Origin of the sequence: Luteimonas sp. 8-5 (assembly GCF_029763755.1) — a bacterium.
In the GTDB taxonomy this organism is placed as follows: Bacteria; Pseudomonadota; Gammaproteobacteria; order Xanthomonadales; family Xanthomonadaceae; genus Cognatiluteimonas.
Genome location: NZ_JARUVM010000121.1, coordinates 1 through 13,502, shown reverse-complemented (window position 1 = coordinate 13,502; position 13,502 = coordinate 1). Strand labels below are relative to the sequence as shown.

27 protein-coding genes are annotated in these 13,502 nt (G+C 66.5%); all 27 read left to right on the top strand.

Features of this window, described 5'->3' with window-relative positions; all coding sequences use genetic code 11:
• Positions 1-422, top strand: a 422-nt coding sequence (rplC, locus tag QAA18_RS11360) for a 50S ribosomal protein L3 (RefSeq protein WP_279413078.1), incomplete at its 5' end; no start/stop codon positions are given.
• Between the two features lie 6 nt (positions 423-428).
• A complete protein-coding gene (gene rplD / locus QAA18_RS11355) occupies positions 429-1,037 on the top strand; it encodes a 50S ribosomal protein L4 (RefSeq protein ID WP_279413077.1) in 609 nt (202 codons plus the stop codon).
• Positions 1,034-1,330, top strand: a complete 297-nt coding sequence (rplW, locus tag QAA18_RS11350; RefSeq protein WP_279413075.1) for a 50S ribosomal protein L23 — start codon at positions 1,034-1,036, stop codon at positions 1,328-1,330. The genes rplD and rplW overlap by 4 nt, the downstream gene beginning before the upstream one ends.
• 11 nt (positions 1,331-1,341) lie before the next feature.
• Complete coding sequence (gene rplB, locus QAA18_RS11345; protein WP_279413074.1) at positions 1,342-2,169, top strand: 50S ribosomal protein L2; 828 nt, start codon at positions 1,342-1,344, stop codon at positions 2,167-2,169.
• 6 nt (positions 2,170-2,175) lie between these two features.
• The gene (gene rpsS / locus QAA18_RS11340) at positions 2,176-2,445 is read left to right on the top strand and encodes a 30S ribosomal protein S19 (protein ID WP_279413073.1); all 270 of its coding nucleotides are present in this window, start codon (positions 2,176-2,178) and stop codon (positions 2,443-2,445) included.
• Positions 2,446-2,455: 10 nt separating this feature from the next.
• Entirely contained in the window at positions 2,456-2,791 is a 336-nt protein-coding gene (gene rplV / locus QAA18_RS11335; RefSeq protein WP_279413072.1) for a 50S ribosomal protein L22, read from the top strand.
• 3 nt (positions 2,792-2,794) lie between these two features.
• Complete coding sequence (rpsC, locus tag QAA18_RS11330; RefSeq protein WP_279413071.1) at positions 2,795-3,550, top strand: 30S ribosomal protein S3; 756 nt, start codon at positions 2,795-2,797, stop codon at positions 3,548-3,550.
• Positions 3,551-3,553: 3 nt separating this feature from the next.
• Positions 3,554-3,967 (top strand): 50S ribosomal protein L16, encoded by a 414-nt coding sequence (gene rplP, locus QAA18_RS11325; RefSeq protein ID WP_279413070.1) that lies wholly within the window; start codon positions 3,554-3,556, stop codon positions 3,965-3,967.
• Positions 3,967-4,152: a 50S ribosomal protein L29 gene (gene rpmC, locus QAA18_RS11320; protein ID WP_279413069.1), complete on the top strand. Its 186-nt coding sequence runs from the start codon at positions 3,967-3,969 to the stop codon at positions 4,150-4,152. Before rplP ends, rpmC begins: the two co-directional genes overlap by 1 nt.
• Before the next feature lie 11 nt (positions 4,153-4,163).
• Positions 4,164-4,433 carry a 30S ribosomal protein S17 gene (gene rpsQ / locus QAA18_RS11315; protein ID WP_279413068.1) on the top strand — a complete coding sequence of 90 codons (270 nt, stop codon included), beginning with the start codon at positions 4,164-4,166 and terminating at the stop codon, positions 4,431-4,433.
• A 12-nt stretch (positions 4,434-4,445) separates the two neighbouring features.
• Positions 4,446-4,814, top strand: coding sequence for a 50S ribosomal protein L14 (gene rplN / locus QAA18_RS11310; protein ID WP_279413067.1), 369 nt, complete (start codon positions 4,446-4,448; stop codon positions 4,812-4,814).
• A 14-nt stretch (positions 4,815-4,828) separates the two neighbouring features.
• A complete protein-coding gene (rplX, locus tag QAA18_RS11305; RefSeq protein ID WP_279413066.1) occupies positions 4,829-5,143 on the top strand; it encodes a 50S ribosomal protein L24 in 315 nt (104 codons plus the stop codon).
• Positions 5,144-5,153: 10 nt separating this feature from the next.
• Positions 5,154-5,696, top strand: coding sequence for a 50S ribosomal protein L5 (rplE, locus tag QAA18_RS11300; RefSeq protein ID WP_279413065.1), 543 nt, complete (start codon positions 5,154-5,156; stop codon positions 5,694-5,696).
• A gap of 15 nt (positions 5,697-5,711) precedes the next feature.
• Positions 5,712-6,017: a 30S ribosomal protein S14 gene (gene rpsN, locus QAA18_RS11295; RefSeq protein ID WP_279413064.1), complete on the top strand. Its 306-nt coding sequence runs from the start codon at positions 5,712-5,714 to the stop codon at positions 6,015-6,017.
• 33 nt (positions 6,018-6,050) lie between these two features.
• On the top strand, positions 6,051-6,446 hold the full coding sequence (gene rpsH / locus QAA18_RS11290; RefSeq protein ID WP_279413063.1) for a 30S ribosomal protein S8: 396 nt from the start codon (positions 6,051-6,053) through the stop codon (positions 6,444-6,446).
• 13 nt (positions 6,447-6,459) lie between these two features.
• Positions 6,460-6,987: a 50S ribosomal protein L6 gene (gene rplF / locus QAA18_RS11285; protein ID WP_279413062.1), complete on the top strand. Its 528-nt coding sequence runs from the start codon at positions 6,460-6,462 to the stop codon at positions 6,985-6,987.
• A 30-nt stretch (positions 6,988-7,017) separates the two neighbouring features.
• Positions 7,018-7,371: a 50S ribosomal protein L18 gene (rplR, locus tag QAA18_RS11280; RefSeq protein WP_279413061.1), complete on the top strand. Its 354-nt coding sequence runs from the start codon at positions 7,018-7,020 to the stop codon at positions 7,369-7,371.
• A gap of 94 nt (positions 7,372-7,465) precedes the next feature.
• Entirely contained in the window at positions 7,466-8,005 is a 540-nt protein-coding gene (rpsE, locus tag QAA18_RS11275) for a 30S ribosomal protein S5 (RefSeq protein ID WP_279413059.1), read from the top strand.
• Positions 7,998-8,201 (top strand): 50S ribosomal protein L30, encoded by a 204-nt coding sequence (rpmD, locus tag QAA18_RS11270; RefSeq protein WP_279413058.1) that lies wholly within the window; start codon positions 7,998-8,000, stop codon positions 8,199-8,201. Before rpsE ends, rpmD begins: the two co-directional genes overlap by 8 nt.
• A gap of 5 nt (positions 8,202-8,206) precedes the next feature.
• Complete coding sequence (rplO, locus tag QAA18_RS11265; protein WP_279413056.1) at positions 8,207-8,644, top strand: 50S ribosomal protein L15; 438 nt, start codon at positions 8,207-8,209, stop codon at positions 8,642-8,644.
• 7 nt (positions 8,645-8,651) lie between these two features.
• Entirely contained in the window at positions 8,652-9,992 is a 1,341-nt protein-coding gene (secY, locus tag QAA18_RS11260) for a preprotein translocase subunit SecY (RefSeq protein WP_279413054.1), read from the top strand.
• Positions 9,993-10,305: 313 nt separating this feature from the next.
• Positions 10,306-10,662: a 30S ribosomal protein S13 gene (rpsM, locus tag QAA18_RS11255; RefSeq protein ID WP_279413052.1), complete on the top strand. Its 357-nt coding sequence runs from the start codon at positions 10,306-10,308 to the stop codon at positions 10,660-10,662.
• Positions 10,663-10,671: 9 nt separating this feature from the next.
• The gene (rpsK, locus tag QAA18_RS11250; RefSeq protein WP_140908272.1) at positions 10,672-11,064 is read left to right on the top strand and encodes a 30S ribosomal protein S11; all 393 of its coding nucleotides are present in this window, start codon (positions 10,672-10,674) and stop codon (positions 11,062-11,064) included.
• 14 nt (positions 11,065-11,078) lie between these two features.
• Positions 11,079-11,714, top strand: a complete 636-nt coding sequence (rpsD, locus tag QAA18_RS11245; RefSeq protein WP_279413050.1) for a 30S ribosomal protein S4 — start codon at positions 11,079-11,081, stop codon at positions 11,712-11,714.
• Positions 11,715-11,766: 52 nt separating this feature from the next.
• Positions 11,767-12,765, top strand: coding sequence for a DNA-directed RNA polymerase subunit alpha (gene rpoA / locus QAA18_RS11240; protein WP_279413049.1), 999 nt, complete (start codon positions 11,767-11,769; stop codon positions 12,763-12,765).
• Between the two features lie 13 nt (positions 12,766-12,778).
• Positions 12,779-13,153 carry a 50S ribosomal protein L17 gene (rplQ, locus tag QAA18_RS11235; RefSeq protein ID WP_279413048.1) on the top strand — a complete coding sequence of 125 codons (375 nt, stop codon included), beginning with the start codon at positions 12,779-12,781 and terminating at the stop codon, positions 13,151-13,153.
• Between the two features lie 92 nt (positions 13,154-13,245).
• A partial coding sequence (locus tag QAA18_RS11230) for a disulfide bond formation protein B (protein WP_279413047.1) occupies positions 13,246-13,502 on the top strand: 257 nt, incomplete at its 3' end.

Sequence of the window (13,502 nt, the reverse complement as noted above, 5' to 3'; positions counted from 1 at the left end):
AGGTCGAAGCCGGCCGCGGCCTGTGGGAACTGCGCGTGGAAGCCGACCAGATCGGCGGTTTCGAAGTCGGCGGCGAGATCAAGGCCGACATCTTCGAGGCCGGCCAGATCGTCGACGTCCAGGGCGTGACCAAGGGCAAGGGCTTCCAGGGCACGATCAAGCGCTGGAACTTCCGCATGGGCGACGCCACCCACGGCAACTCGCTGTCGCACCGGTCCCCCGGCTCGATCGGCCAGCGCCAGACCCCGGGTCGCGTGTTCCCGGGCAAGAAGATGGCGGGCCACATGGGTGCGGTGCAGCAGACCACGCAGCGCCTGCAGGTGGTCAAGGTCGACGCCGAGCGCGGCCTGATCGCGATCCGCGGCGCGGTGCCGGGTGCACCGGGCGGCGACGTGATCGTGCGTCCGTCGAGCAAGGTTTAAGGAGAGATGACGATGGAACTCGCCATCAACAACGGCAAGAAGATGTCGGTCTCCGACGCGGTCTTCGGTCGTGAGTTCAGCCAGGACCTGGTCCACCAGGTCGTCGTCGCCTACCGCAACGCGGGCCGCGCCGGCACCAAGGCGCAGAAGACGCGCTCGGAAGTCAACGGCACGACCAAGAAGTCGAAGAAGCAGAAGGGCGGCGGTGCCCGCCACGGCGCGCTCACCGCTCCGATCTTCGTCGGCGGCGGCGTGACCTTCGCGGCCAAGCCGCGCAGCTTCGAGCAGAAGGTCAACCGCAAGATGTACCGCGCCGCGATGGCCGCGATCCTGTCGGAGCTCAACCGCCAGGGCCGGATCACCGTGGTCGAGGGCCTGGCGCTCGACAACCCGAAGACCTCGGGCATGGTCGCGCTGCTGAAGGAACTCAAGGTCGGCCAGCGCCCGCTGCTGGTCACCGAGGACGCGACCGAGAACGTGTACCTGTCGGCCCGCAACCTGCCGTACGTGCAGGTCCGCGACGTGCAGGGCCTGGACCCGGTCGCCCTGGTCGGCGCCGACTCGGTGGTGATCACCTCCGACGCCGTCAAGAAGATCGAGGAGTGGCTGGCATGAACGACGCCAAGCTCTATGCAGTGATCCGTGCGCCGCGCGTGTCCGAGAAGACCGCGCGCCTGCAGGAAGTCTCCAACCAGTACGTCTTCGAAGTCGCGACGGACGCCACCAAGGCGGACATCAAGGTCGCGGTCGAGAAGCTGTTCGACGTCAAGGTCGAAGCGGTCAACGTGGTCAACGTGAAGGGCAAGGGCAAGGCCTTCCGCAACCGCATCGGCCGCCGCGGCGACTGGCGCAAGGCTTACGTGAAGCTGGCCGACGGCCAGTCGATCGACGTGATGGCCAAGGCCTGAGGAAAGAAACCATGGCATTGATGACCTTCAAGCCCACCTCCGCCGGCCGTCGCTCGATGGTCCGCGTGGTGACGCCCGACCTGCACAAGGGTGCGCCGCACGCGGCGCTGCTCGAGAAGCAGGGCCGGACCGGTGGCCGCAACCACCACGGCCGCATCACCACCCGCCACATCGGCGGTGGCCACAAGCAGCACTACCGCATCATCGACTTCAAGCGCGACAAGGAAGGCATCCCGGCGCGCGTGGAGCGGATCGAGTACGACCCCAACCGCACCGCGCACATCGCGCTGCTGTGCTACGTCGACGGCGAGCGCCGCTACATCATCGCGCCCAAGGGCCTGAAGGCCGGGGACCAGGTGATCGCTGGCGCCGATGCGCCGATCAAGGTGGGCAACACCCTGCCGCTGCGCAACATCCCGGTCGGTTCCACCGTGCACTGCATCGAGATGAAGCCGGGCAAGGGCGCGCAGATCGCGCGTGCCGCCGGCGCCGGCGTGCAGCTGGTCGCCCGTGAAGGCGTCTACGCGATGCTGCGCCTGCGCTCGGGCGAGATGCGCAAGGTGCCGTCCGAGTGCCGCGCCACCATCGGCGAGGTCGGCAACGACGAGCACAACCTGGAGAAGCTGGGCAAGGCAGGCGCCAAGCGCTGGCGCGGCATCAAGCCGACCGTCCGCGGCGCGGCCATGAACCCGGTCGACCACCCGCACGGCGGTGGCGAGGCCAAGGCCGGACAGGGCAACCCGCATCCGGTCACCCCGTGGGGCGTCCCGACCAAGGGTTACAAGACCCGCAAGAACAAGCGCACCCAGCAGTTCATCGTGCGCGACCGCAGGAGCTGATAGGCCATGGCACGTTCACTGAAGAAGGGCCCGTTCGTCGACCACCACCTGATGAAGAAGGTGGAGACCGCGGGCAGCAACAAGCGGCCGATCAAGACCTGGTCGCGTCGTTCGATGGTCATGCCGGAAATGGTCGGCTACACCATCGCCATCCACAACGGCAAGAACCACATCCCGGTGCTGGTCAACGAGAACATGGTCGGGCACAAGCTCGGCGAGTTCGCCATGACCCGCACGTTCAAGGGCCACGGTGGCGACAAGAAGGCCGGGAAGTAAGGAGATGACAATGGAAGCGAAAGCCATCCTGCGCAGTGCGCGCATCTCCGCCCAGAAGGCCCGCCTGGTCGCCGACCAGGTGCGCGGGCTGTCGGCCGAGCGCGCCGTCAACCTGCTGAAGTTCTCGGACAAGAAGGCAGCCCACATGATCCGCAAGGTCGTCGAATCGGCGATCGCCAACGCGGAGAACAACCAGGGCGCCGACGTGGACGAGCTCAAGGTCACCACCATCATGGTCGACGAAGGTCCGACGCTGAAGCGCTTCATGGCGCGCGCGAAGGGCCGTGGCACGCGCATCCTCAAGCGCACCAGCCACATCACCGTCGTCGTCGGCGAGGGGAAGTAACTCATGGGTCATAAAGTTCATCCGACCGGTATCCGCCTTGGCATCTCCAAGGACTGGAACTCCAAGTGGTATGCCGGCAAGAAGGAATACGCCGAGTACCTGGCCGCCGACCTCAAGGTCCGCGACATGCTGCGCAAGAAGCTGGCCGCCGCCGGGATCAGCAAGATCCTGATCGAGCGCCCGGCCAAGACCGCGCGCGTGACGATCCACACCGCCCGCCCGGGCGTGGTGATCGGCAAGCGCGGCGAGGACATCGAGAAGCTGCGCAAGGAAGTGTCTGACCTGATGGGCGTCCCGGCGCACATCAACGTCACCGAGGTCCGCAAGCCGGAACTCGACGCGCAGCTGGTGGCCGAGTCGATCGCGCAGCAGCTCGAGCGCCGCATCATGTTCCGCCGCGCGATGAAGCGCGCCGTCGGCAACGCGATGCGCCTCGGCGCCCTGGGCATCAAGGTCAACGTCGGCGGCCGCCTGAACGGCGCCGAGATCGCGCGTTCGGAGTGGTACCGCGAAGGTCGCGTGCCGCTGCACACGCTGCGTGCCGACGTCGACTACGGCTTCGCCGAGGCGAAGACCACCTACGGGATCATCGGCATCAAGGTGTGGGTCTACAAGGGCGAGGTCTTCGACTTCTCCCAGGTCGGCCAGGAAAAGCAGGACGACACGCCCCGCGGCGACCGTGGTGACCGCGGCGACCGTACCGATCGTCCGCGCGGCCCGCGCCGCGACCGTAACGACCGCGGCGAGGCGAGGGAATAAACCATGCTGCAACCCAAGCGAACCAAATTCCGCAAGATGCACAAGGGCCGCAACGACGGCCTGGCCTGGAACGGCAACGCAGTCAGCTTCGGCGAGTACGGCCTCAAGGCCACCGCGACCGGCCAGTTGACCTCGCGCCAGATCGAGGCCGCGCGTCGTTCCATCTCCCGCTACGTCAAGCGTGGCGGCAAGATGTGGATCCGCGTGTTCCCCGACAAGCCGATCACCAAGAAGCCGATCGAAGTCCGCATGGGCTCGGGCAAGGGCAACGTCGAGTACTGGGTCGCGCAGATCCAGCCCGGCCGCATGATCTACGAGATCGAGGGCGTCGACGAGGCCACCGCGCGCGAGGCGTTCCGCCTGGCCGCTGCCAAGCTCTCGGTGACCACCACTTTCGTGACCCGGACGGTGCGCTGATGGAACTCAAGCAACTGCGACAGAAGTCGGCGGACGAGCTCAATTCCCACCTGCTCGAGCTGCGCAAGGAGCAATTCGCCCTGCGCATGCAGAAGGCGACGGGGCAGCTCGCCAAGACCCATGAGGCCCGTCGGGTGCGCCGCGAGATCGCGCGCGTGAACACCCTGCTCGGTGCGAAGAAGTAAGGATGGCCGAGATGACCGACAAGAACACCACCAAGAAGCTGCACACGGTCGAAGGCCGCGTCGTCAGCAACAAGATGGACAAGACGGTGACGGTGCTCGTCGAGCGCCAGGTGAAGCACGCGCTGTACGGCAAGTACATCAAGCGCTCCACCAAGCTGCACGCCCACGACGCCGACAACGCCTGCAACGCCGGCGACATGGTGCGCGTGGCCGAGTGCGCGCCGATGTCCAAGACCAAGAACTGGCGCGTGGTCGAGATCCTCGTCCGCGCTGCCGAATAAGGAGGCCTCGCAATGATCCAGATGCAGAGCCACCTCGACGTGGCCGACAACTCCGGCGCCAAGGAAGTCATGTGCATCAAGGTGCTCGGCGGCTCCAAGCGCCGTTACGCCGGCATTGGCGACATCATCAAGGTGTCGATCAAGGATGCGATCCCGCGCGGCAAGGTGAAGAAGGGCGAGGTCTACGACGCGGTCGTGGTGCGCACCCGCAAGGGCGTGCGCCGCTCCGACGGCTCGCTGATCCGCTTCGACGGCAACGCCGCCGTGCTGCTGAACAACAAGCACGAGCCGATCGGCACGCGCATCTTCGGGCCCGTGACCCGCGAGCTGCGCTCCGAGAAGTTCATGAAAATCGTCTCGCTCGCGCCTGAAGTGCTCTGAGCAGGGGAAGCAAAATGAACCGTATCAAGAAGGGCGACCACGTGGTCGTCACCACCGGCAAGGACAAGGGCAAGCGCGGCGACGTGGTGAGCGTCCTCGGCGACAAGGTCGTCGTGTCCAACGTGAACCTGGTCAAGCGCCACACCAAGCCGAATCCGCAGGCCAACCAGCCGGGCGGCGTGATCGAGCGCGAAGCGCCGATCCATGTTTCGAACGTGATGCTCTTCAACCCTGCCTCCGGCAAGGGCGAGCGCATTGGTACCAAGGTGCTGGAGGATGGACGCAAACTGCGTGTGTTCCGCTCCAGCGGTGAGGCGCTCGACGCCTGAGGATGCCGCGATGACGACCCGACTGGAAGAGTTCTACAAGAAGGAAGTGGTGCCGAAGCTCATGGAGAAGTTCGGCTACACCAATCCGATGCAGGTCCCGCGCCTGGAGAAGATCACGCTCAACATGGGCGTGGGCGAGGCCGCGACCAACAAGAAGATCCTCGAGAACGCGGTGGCCGACATGGCCAAGATCGCCGGCCAGAAGCCGGTGGTCACCAAGTCGCGCGTCTCGGTGGCTTCGTTCAAGATCCGCGACGGCTGGCCGATCGGCGCCAAGGTGACGCTGCGCCGCGCGAAGATGTACGAGTTCCTCGATCGCCTGATCAACGTCTCGCTGCCGCGCGTGCGCGACTTCCGCGGCGTGTCCGGCCGTTCCTTCGACGGCCGCGGCAACTACAACATGGGCGTGAAGGAACAGATCATCTTCCCTGAGATCGATTTCGACCAGGTCGACGCGCTGCGCGGCATGGACATCGCGATCACCACGTCCGCCCGCACCAACGAAGAAGCCAAGGCGCTGCTCGAGGCCTTCCGCTTCCCGTTCCGCAATTAAGCAAGGACCATACCCATGGCAAAGACCTCGATGGTCAACCGCGAAGTGAAGCGCGCGAAGCTGGCGAAGAAGTACGCCGCCAAGCGCGAGGCGCTCAAGCAGGTCATCAGCAGCCAGACGGCGAGCTACGAAGAGAAGATGGACGCCGCGGTGAAGCTGCAGAAGCTGCCGCGCGACTCCTCCGAGAGCCGCCAGACCAGCCGCTGCGCCCTGACCGGCCGTCCGCGCGCCGTCTACAGCAAGTTCGGCCTCGGCCGCAACATGCTGCGCCAGGCCACCATGCGCGGCGACGTTCCCGGCCTGCGCAAGGCTTCCTGGTAATTCATTCCCATCAACGGATATCGGTGACAAACAATGAGCATGACTGATCCCATCGCCGACATGCTGGTCCGCATTCGCAATGCGGCCGCGGTTGGCAAGCCGACGGTGAAGATGCCGTCTTCCAAGATCAAGGTGGCCATCGCCAAGGTCCTCAAGGACGAAGGCTACATCGCGGATTCGCGCGTGACCGAGAACGGCGCCAAGGCCGAGCTCGAGATCGTGCTGAAGTACTTCGAGGGCAAGCCCGTGATCGAGCGCATGCACCGCGTCTCGCGTTCCGGCCTGCGCCAGTACCGCGGCAAGGATGCGCTGCCCAAGGTCCTCGGCGGACTCGGCATCGCGATCATTTCCACCTCCAAGGGCATCATGACCGACACCCAGGCGCGCCAGCAGGGCGTCGGTGGTGAGGTCCTGTGCTTCGTGGCCTAAGGGAGCAGCGAACATGTCTCGTGTAGCCAAGAAGCCGATCGCCGTCGCCAAGGGCGTCGAGCTCGACATCCAGGCCGACCGCGTCGGCGTCAAGGGCCCGAAGGGCAACCTGTCCATCGCCAAGCCCGAAGGCATCGAGGTCAAGGTCCAGGACGGCGTCGCCACCCTGTCGACCAACGACGTCGAACTGGTGCCGCTGACCGGAACCCTGCGCTCGATCGTGGCCAACATGGTCAAGGGCGTGTCCGAGGGCTTCGAGCGCAAGCTCGAGCTGGTCGGCGTGGGTTACCGCGCCTCCATGCAGGGCAAGGACCTGAACCTGTCGCTGGGCTTCTCGCACCCGGTGCTGTTCCCGGCCCCGGAAGGCATCACCATCGCCACCCCGTCGCAGACCGAGATCGTGGTCAGCGGCGCCGACAGGCAGCAGGTCGGCGAGGTTGCCGCCAAGATCCGCGGCTTCCGTCCGCCGGAGCCTTACAAGGGCAAGGGCGTCAAGTACGCCGGCGAAAACATCATCCGCAAGGAAGCCAAGAAGGCCTAAGCCGCTTTCAGCTTCCGGAGACCAGAGACCATGGAAAAGAAGATTGCCCGCCTGCGCCGCGCCAAGTCGACCCGCGCGCACATCCGCGAACTGGGCGTGCCGCGCCTGTCGGTGCTGCGCACCGGCCAGCACCTGTATGCCCAGCTGTTCAGCGCCGACGGCTCGAAGGTCCTGGCTGCCGCCAGCACCACCCAGGCCGACGTCCGCGAGGGCCTGAAGAACGGCAAGAACGTCGAGGCCGCCGCCAAGGTCGGCCAGGCGATCGCGCAGAAGGCGCGCGCCGCCGGCATCGAGCGGGTCGCGTTCGACCGTTCGGGTTACCGCTACCACGGCCGCGTCAAGGCGCTGGCCGACGCCGCCCGCGAGGGCGGCCTGCAGTTCTGATCCACCTGCCTCGAAGGCACAGCTCCACGCTACAGACCAACAACTATAAGCGGCCAACGAGCCGTACATACCGAAACTTCAGAGAGAACCGGAAATGGCAGACGAACGAGCACCGCGGGGCCGCGATCGCGATCGCAACCGCGAGGAAATGGACGACGGCATGATCGAGAAGCTGATCGCGGTCAACCGCGTCAGCAAGACCGTCAAGGGCGGTCGCCAGTTCACCTTCACCGCGCTGACGGTGGTGGGCGACGGCGACGGCAAGGTCGGCTTCGGCTACGGCAAGGCGCGCGAAGTGCCGGTCGCCATCCAGAAGTCGATGGAGCAGGCGCGCCGCGGCATGTCCACGGTCGACCTCAACAACGGCACCCTGTGGCACGCGGTCAAGTCCGGCCACGGCGCGGCGAAGGTCTACATGCAGCCGGCGTCCGAGGGTACCGGCGTGATCGCCGGCGGCGCCATGCGCGCCGTGCTCGAGGCGGTTGGCGTGAAGAACGTGCTGGCCAAGGCCACCGGTTCGCGCAACCCGATCAACCTCGTGCGCGCCACCCTGAAGGGCCTGACCGAAATGCATTCGCCCAGCCGCATCGCGGCCAAGCGCGGCAAGAAGGTGGAGGAACTGAACCATGGCTAAAAAGAAGGAAGCCGCCGCGACCGGTACCGTCAAGGTGCGCCTGGTCAAGGGCCTGCGGGGAACCCAGGCACGCCATCGCTTGTCAGTGAAGGCCCTGGGCCTGAACAAGCTCAACGACATGCGCGAACTCAAGGACAGCCCCCAGGTTCGCGGCCTGATCAACAAGGTCCACTACCTCGTGCAGGTTGAGGAGTAAATCGGATGAAGCTCAATTCCCTCAAGCCGGCAGACGGCGCCCGCCAGGAACGCAAGCGCGTCGGCCGCGGCATCGGCTCCGGCCTCGGCAAGACCGCCGGCCGCGGCCACAAGGGCTCGTTCGCGCGCTCGGGCAAGGGCAAGATCAAGGCCGGCTTCGAAGGCGGCCAGATGCCCATGCAGCGCCGCCTGCCGAAGATCGGCTTTGCCTCGCTGAAGAAGAAGGACACCGCCGAAGTGCTGCTGTACCAGCTGGACAAGCTGGACGCCGGCACCATCGACTTCGCCGCCCTGCGCGCCGCCAAGCTGGTGCCCGCCACCGCGAAGCAGGCCAAGGTCGTGAAGAAGGGCGACCTGACCAAGAAGTTCGTGCTCAAGGGCCTGATGGCCACCGCCGGCGCCAAGGCCGCGATCGAAGCCGCTGGCGGCAAGGTCGAGGAGTAAGCACGGCATGGCGACAGGTGCATCCGCACTGTCCGGCATGGCCGGCGCCGGCAAGTTCACCGAGCTGCGCCAGCGCCTGCTGTTCGTGCTCGGCGCACTGCTGGTCTACCGCATCGGCTGCTTCATCCCCGTCCCGGGCGTCAACCCGGAGGCGATGCTGCAGCTGATGGAGACCCAGGAAGGGACCATCGTGGACATGTTCAACATGTTCTCCGGTGGCGCCCTGTCGCGCTTCAGCCTGTTCGCGCTGAACGTGATCCCGTACATCTCCGCGTCCATCGTGATGCAGCTGATGGTGCAGGTCCTGCCGAGCCTGAAGGCGATGCAGAAGGAAGGCGAGTCCGGCCGCCGCAAGATCACCCAGTGGTCGCGCCTGGGCGCGATCCCGCTGGCGATCTTCCAGTCGGCGGGCATCGCCATGGCGCTGCAGGGTTCGGGCGCCAGCAACGGCATCCCGGTGGTGTATTCCCCCGGCATGGGCTTCGTGCTGACCGCGGTCGTGTCGCTGACCGCCGGCACCATGTTCCTGATGTGGCTGGGCGAGCAGGTGACCGAGCGCGGCGTCGGCAACGGCGTGTCGCTGATCATCTTCGCCGGTATCGTCGCCGGCCTGCCGTCGGCGGTGTTCGGCACCGTCGACCAGGTCCAGAACGGCGAGATGAGCTCGATCGCGTTGATCGCCATCGCGGCCATCGTGCTGGGCTTCACCTGGTTCGTGGTGTTCGTCGAGAGCGGGCAGCGCAGGATCACGGTCAACTACGCGCGCCGCCAGGGCGGTCGCAACGCGTACATGAACCAGTCCTCGTTCCTGCCGCTCAAGCTCAACATGTCGGGCGTGATCCCGCCGATCTTCGCCTCGTCGATCATCATGTTCCCGGCCACCGCCTCGACCTGGTTCGGCCAGGCCGGTTCGGCCACGTGGCTGCAGAAGGCCAGCCAGGCGCTGTCGCCGGGCGAGCCGCTGTACATGGTGCTGTACGCGTCGCTGATCGCCGGCTTCACCTTCTTCTACACCGCGCTGGTCTTCAACTCGCAGGAGACCGCCGACAACCTGAAGAAGTCGGGCGCCCTGATCCCGGGCATCCGCCCCGGCAAGGCCACGGCCGACTACGTGGACGCCGTGCTGACCCGCCTGACCGCAGTCGGCGCCGCCTACCTGGTGATCGTCTGCCTGCTCCCCGACGTCATGCGGACGGAGATGGGCGCATCGTTCTATTTCGGCGGCACCTCGCTGCTGATCGTGGTGGTCGTGGTGATGGACTTCATTGCGCAGATCCAGGCGCACCTGATGTCCCACCAGTACGACAGCCTGCTGAAGAAAGCGAACCTGAAGGGCAGCAAGCGGTAATGCTGCCCACCGCCCCGGGCCATCGGCCCCGGGGCAAAATGGGCGACCCGGGCGGCGGTCTCGCGCACGGGTGGCCCGGGACCGATCCGCGCGCCAGAGTAGCGCGCGGGCCGGGCAGGGCGGTTTTCCGCCAGGCCCGGCCAGTCCCGGGCCGTCGCCGGAGCATGGGCACACTCCCCATGCCGGGTCCCGGACGCCTTGGCGCCCGGGGCTTCCAGAGAACCCGAGACCCTGTTAAAATTTCCAGTTCACTTACCAAAGTGCCCACTTTGCCGGGACCCGTGCCCGGCCGCCAAGTTTGGAGAGCCGCCCCATGGCGCGTATTGCCGGCGTCAACCTGCCTGCCCAGAAGCATGTCTGGGTCGGGCTGCAAAGCATCTACGGTATTGGCCGTACCCGTTCCAGGCAGGTCTGCGAATCGGCCGGGGTCACCCCGTCGACCAAGATCCGCGACCTGTCCGAGCCCGAAGTCGAGCGCCTGCGTGCCGAGATCGGCAAGTTCGCGGTCGAGGGCGACCTGCGCCGCGAAGTCGGCGTCGCCATCAAGCGCCTGATGGACCTGGCCTGCTACCGCGGCCTGCGCCACCGTCGCGGCCTGCCCCTGCGCGGCCAGCGCACCCGGACCAATGCACGTACCCGCAAGGGTCCGCGCAAGGCCATCAAGAAGTAAGGAACAGACATGGCCAAGCCAGCTGCCGCTAAAGTCAAGAAGAAGATCAAGCGCGTCGTCACCGACGGCATCGCCCACGTGCACGCGTCCTTCAACAACACCATCGTCACCATCACCGACCGCCAGGGCAACGCGCTGTCGTGGGCGACCTCGGGCGGCGCGGGCTTCCGCGGCTCGCGCAAGTCGACCCCGTTCGCCGCGCAGGTCGCCGCCGAGAAGGCCGGCAAGGCCGCGCTCGACTACGGCGTGAAGTCGCTGGAAGTGCGCATCAAGGGCCCGGGTCCGGGTCGCGAATCGGCCGTTCGTTCGCTGAACAACGTCGGCTACAAGATCACCAACATCATCGACGTGACGCCCATCCCGCACAACGGATGCCGTCCGCCGAAGAAGCGTCGCGTCTAAGGGGGCGATAGATAATGGCTCGTTATATCGGACCCACCTGCAAGCTCGCCCGTCGCGAAGGCACCGACCTCGGCCTGAAGTCGCCGGCCCGCGCGCTCGATTCCAAGTGCAAGCTGGAGCAGAAGCCCGGCCAGCACGGTGCCGGCACCGGCGCACGCCGCAGCAAGCTCTCGGACTACGCCACCCAGCTTCGCGAGAAGCAGAAGGTCAAGCGCATCTACGGCCTGCTCGAGCGCCAGTTCCGCAACTATTACAAGAAGGCCGCCACCCGCAAGGGCAATACCGGCGAGAACCTGCTGCAGTTCCTCGAGACCCGCCTGGACAACGTCGTCTATCGCATGGGTTTCGCGGTCACCCGCCCGGCCGCCCGCCAGCTGGTCAGCCACCGCGGCGTGACCGTCAACGGCAAGCCGGTCAACCTGCCGTCGTACACGGTCAAGCCCGGCGACGAGATCGCGCTCTCCGAGAAGGCCCAGAAGCAGCTCCGCGTGCAGGAGTCGCTGACGGTGTCCGCGCAGATGGACCTGTCGCCGTCGTGGGTCGAGGTCGACGCCAAGAAGTTCGCCGGCGTGTTCAAGGCCGTGCCCGACCGGGCCGACCTGCCGACCGACATCAACGAAGCGCTGATCGTCGAGCTGTACTCGAAGTAATCACATCACGGATCCCCGCCCCCCCCCGGGAGTTCCGCAGGAGACACCACGAATGACGGTTACCGCCAACCAAGTCCTGCGCCCGCGTGGCCCGCAGATCGAGCGCCTCGCCGGCAACCGTGCGAAGGTCGTGATCGAGCCGCTGGAGCGCGGCTACGGCCACACGCTCGGCAATGCGCTGCGCCGGGTGCTGCTGTCCTCGATCCCGGGCTTCGCCATCACCGAAGTCGAGATCGACGGCGTGCTGCACGAATACAGCACCATCGAAGGCCTGCAGGAAGACGTGCTCGAGGTGCTGCTCAACCTCAAGGACATCGCCATCCGCATGGGCACGGGCGAGAGCTCGACCCTGAGCCTGGCCAAGCAGGGTTCCGGCATCGTCACCGCTGCCGACATCAAGACCGACCACAACGTCGAGATCCTCAACCCCGAGCATGTCATCGCCCACCTGACCAAGGACACGGCGCTTAACATGCGGCTCAAGATCGAGCGCGGTTTCGGCTACCAGCCGGCCGCCGCCCGCCGCAAGCCGGACGAGGAGACCCGTACCATCGGCCGCCTTGTGCTGGACGCCTCGTTCTCGCCGGTCCGCCGCGTCGCCTACGCGGTCGAGGCCGCGCGCGTCGAGCAGCGCACCGACCTGGACAAGCTGGTCCTGGACATCGAGACCAACGGCACCATCGACGCCGAGGAAGCCGTGCGCACCGCCGCCGACATCCTCAGCGACCAGCTCTCGGTGTTCGGCGACTTCACCCACCGCGACCGCGGTGCGGCGAAGCCGGCCACCGCCGGCGTCGACCCGGTGCTGCTGCGCCCGATCGACGACCTGGAGCTGACCGTGCGCTCGGCCAACTGCCTCAAGGCCGAGAGCATCTACTACATCGGCGACCTCATCCAGAAGACCGAGGTCGAACTGCTGAAGACGCCGAACCTCGGCAAGAAGTCGCTCACCGAGATCAAGGAAGTGCTCGCCCAGCGCGGCCTTTCCCTCGGCATGAAGCTCGAAAACTGGCCGCCGGCGGGCATCGCCTCGCACGGCATGATGGGATAAGGGAAACATAGCCATGCGCCACCAGAAATCCGGACGCAAGTTCAGCCGTACCAGCGCACATCGCAAGGCGATGTTCGAGAACATGGCTGCCTCGCTGATCAAGCACGAGCTGATCCGCACCACCCTGCCCAAGGCCAAGGAACTGCGCCGCGTCGCAGAGCCGCTGATCACGCTGGCCAAGACCGACGGCGTGGCCAACCGCCGCCTGGCGTTCTCGCGCCTGCGCGACAAGGAAGCGGTCGGCACGCTGTTCACCGTGCTCGGCCCGCGCTATGCCACCCGCCCGGGCGGCTACCTGCGCATCCTCAAGTGCGGCTTCCGCGACGGCGACAACGCGCCGATGGCCTACGTCGAGCTGGTCGACCGCCCGCAGGCGGTCGCCGAGTAAGCGACACCCGCAGGGCCGACCCAGGTCGGCTTCCGCGAAATCCGAAGCCCCGGCCACGTGCCGGGGCTTCGTTTTTTGCGTATCTTGGACACATGGTCGCCAACCCCCTCCGCTGGTCCTTTCGCACCCAATGCTTCGCGGGCTTCGCCGCGTGCGCGCTGCTGATCGGGTACGCCGTGTTCCTGCAGTTCAGCGCGCACCTCGAACCTTGCCCGCTGTGCATCTTCCAGCGCATCGCCTTCGCCGCGCTCGGCGTGGTGTTCCTGCTCGCCGGACTGCATGCGCCGCGTGGCGCCGGAGGCCGTCGCGCCTGGGGCGCCCTGGGTCTGCTGGCCGCCGCGGCCGGCAT

Coding starts and splice junctions, on each gene's coding strand:
- rpsE (WP_279413059.1), top strand. CDS start 7,466: ATGGCAGACGAACGAGCACCGCGGGGCCGCGATCGCGATCGCAACCGC.
- rplE (WP_279413065.1), top strand. CDS start 5,154: ATGACGACCCGACTGGAAGAGTTCTACAAGAAGGAAGTGGTGCCGAAG.
- rplQ (WP_279413048.1), top strand. CDS start 12,779: ATGCGCCACCAGAAATCCGGACGCAAGTTCAGCCGTACCAGCGCACAT.
- rplX (WP_279413066.1), top strand. CDS start 4,829: ATGAACCGTATCAAGAAGGGCGACCACGTGGTCGTCACCACCGGCAAG.
- rpsM (WP_279413052.1), top strand. CDS start 10,306: ATGGCGCGTATTGCCGGCGTCAACCTGCCTGCCCAGAAGCATGTCTGG.
- rpsS (WP_279413073.1), top strand. CDS start 2,176: ATGGCACGTTCACTGAAGAAGGGCCCGTTCGTCGACCACCACCTGATG.
- secY (WP_279413054.1), top strand. CDS start 8,652: ATGGCGACAGGTGCATCCGCACTGTCCGGCATGGCCGGCGCCGGCAAG.
- rpsK (WP_140908272.1), top strand. CDS start 10,672: ATGGCCAAGCCAGCTGCCGCTAAAGTCAAGAAGAAGATCAAGCGCGTC.
- rpoA (WP_279413049.1), top strand. CDS start 11,767: ATGACGGTTACCGCCAACCAAGTCCTGCGCCCGCGTGGCCCGCAGATC.
- rpsQ (WP_279413068.1), top strand. CDS start 4,164: ATGACCGACAAGAACACCACCAAGAAGCTGCACACGGTCGAAGGCCGC.
- rplF (WP_279413062.1), top strand. CDS start 6,460: ATGTCTCGTGTAGCCAAGAAGCCGATCGCCGTCGCCAAGGGCGTCGAG.
- rplN (WP_279413067.1), top strand. CDS start 4,446: ATGATCCAGATGCAGAGCCACCTCGACGTGGCCGACAACTCCGGCGCC.
- rplB (WP_279413074.1), top strand. CDS start 1,342: ATGGCATTGATGACCTTCAAGCCCACCTCCGCCGGCCGTCGCTCGATG.
- rpsN (WP_279413064.1), top strand. CDS start 5,712: ATGGCAAAGACCTCGATGGTCAACCGCGAAGTGAAGCGCGCGAAGCTG.
- rpsH (WP_279413063.1), top strand. CDS start 6,051: ATGAGCATGACTGATCCCATCGCCGACATGCTGGTCCGCATTCGCAAT.
- rplR (WP_279413061.1), top strand. CDS start 7,018: ATGGAAAAGAAGATTGCCCGCCTGCGCCGCGCCAAGTCGACCCGCGCG.
- rpmC (WP_279413069.1), top strand. CDS start 3,967: ATGGAACTCAAGCAACTGCGACAGAAGTCGGCGGACGAGCTCAATTCC.
- rplV (WP_279413072.1), top strand. CDS start 2,456: ATGGAAGCGAAAGCCATCCTGCGCAGTGCGCGCATCTCCGCCCAGAAG.
- rpsD (WP_279413050.1), top strand. CDS start 11,079: ATGGCTCGTTATATCGGACCCACCTGCAAGCTCGCCCGTCGCGAAGGC.
- rplW (WP_279413075.1), top strand. CDS start 1,034: ATGAACGACGCCAAGCTCTATGCAGTGATCCGTGCGCCGCGCGTGTCC.
- rpsC (WP_279413071.1), top strand. CDS start 2,795: ATGGGTCATAAAGTTCATCCGACCGGTATCCGCCTTGGCATCTCCAAG.
- rplP (WP_279413070.1), top strand. CDS start 3,554: ATGCTGCAACCCAAGCGAACCAAATTCCGCAAGATGCACAAGGGCCGC.
- rplD (WP_279413077.1), top strand. CDS start 429: ATGACGATGGAACTCGCCATCAACAACGGCAAGAAGATGTCGGTCTCC.
- rpmD (WP_279413058.1), top strand. CDS start 7,998: ATGGCTAAAAAGAAGGAAGCCGCCGCGACCGGTACCGTCAAGGTGCGC.
- rplO (WP_279413056.1), top strand. CDS start 8,207: ATGAAGCTCAATTCCCTCAAGCCGGCAGACGGCGCCCGCCAGGAACGC.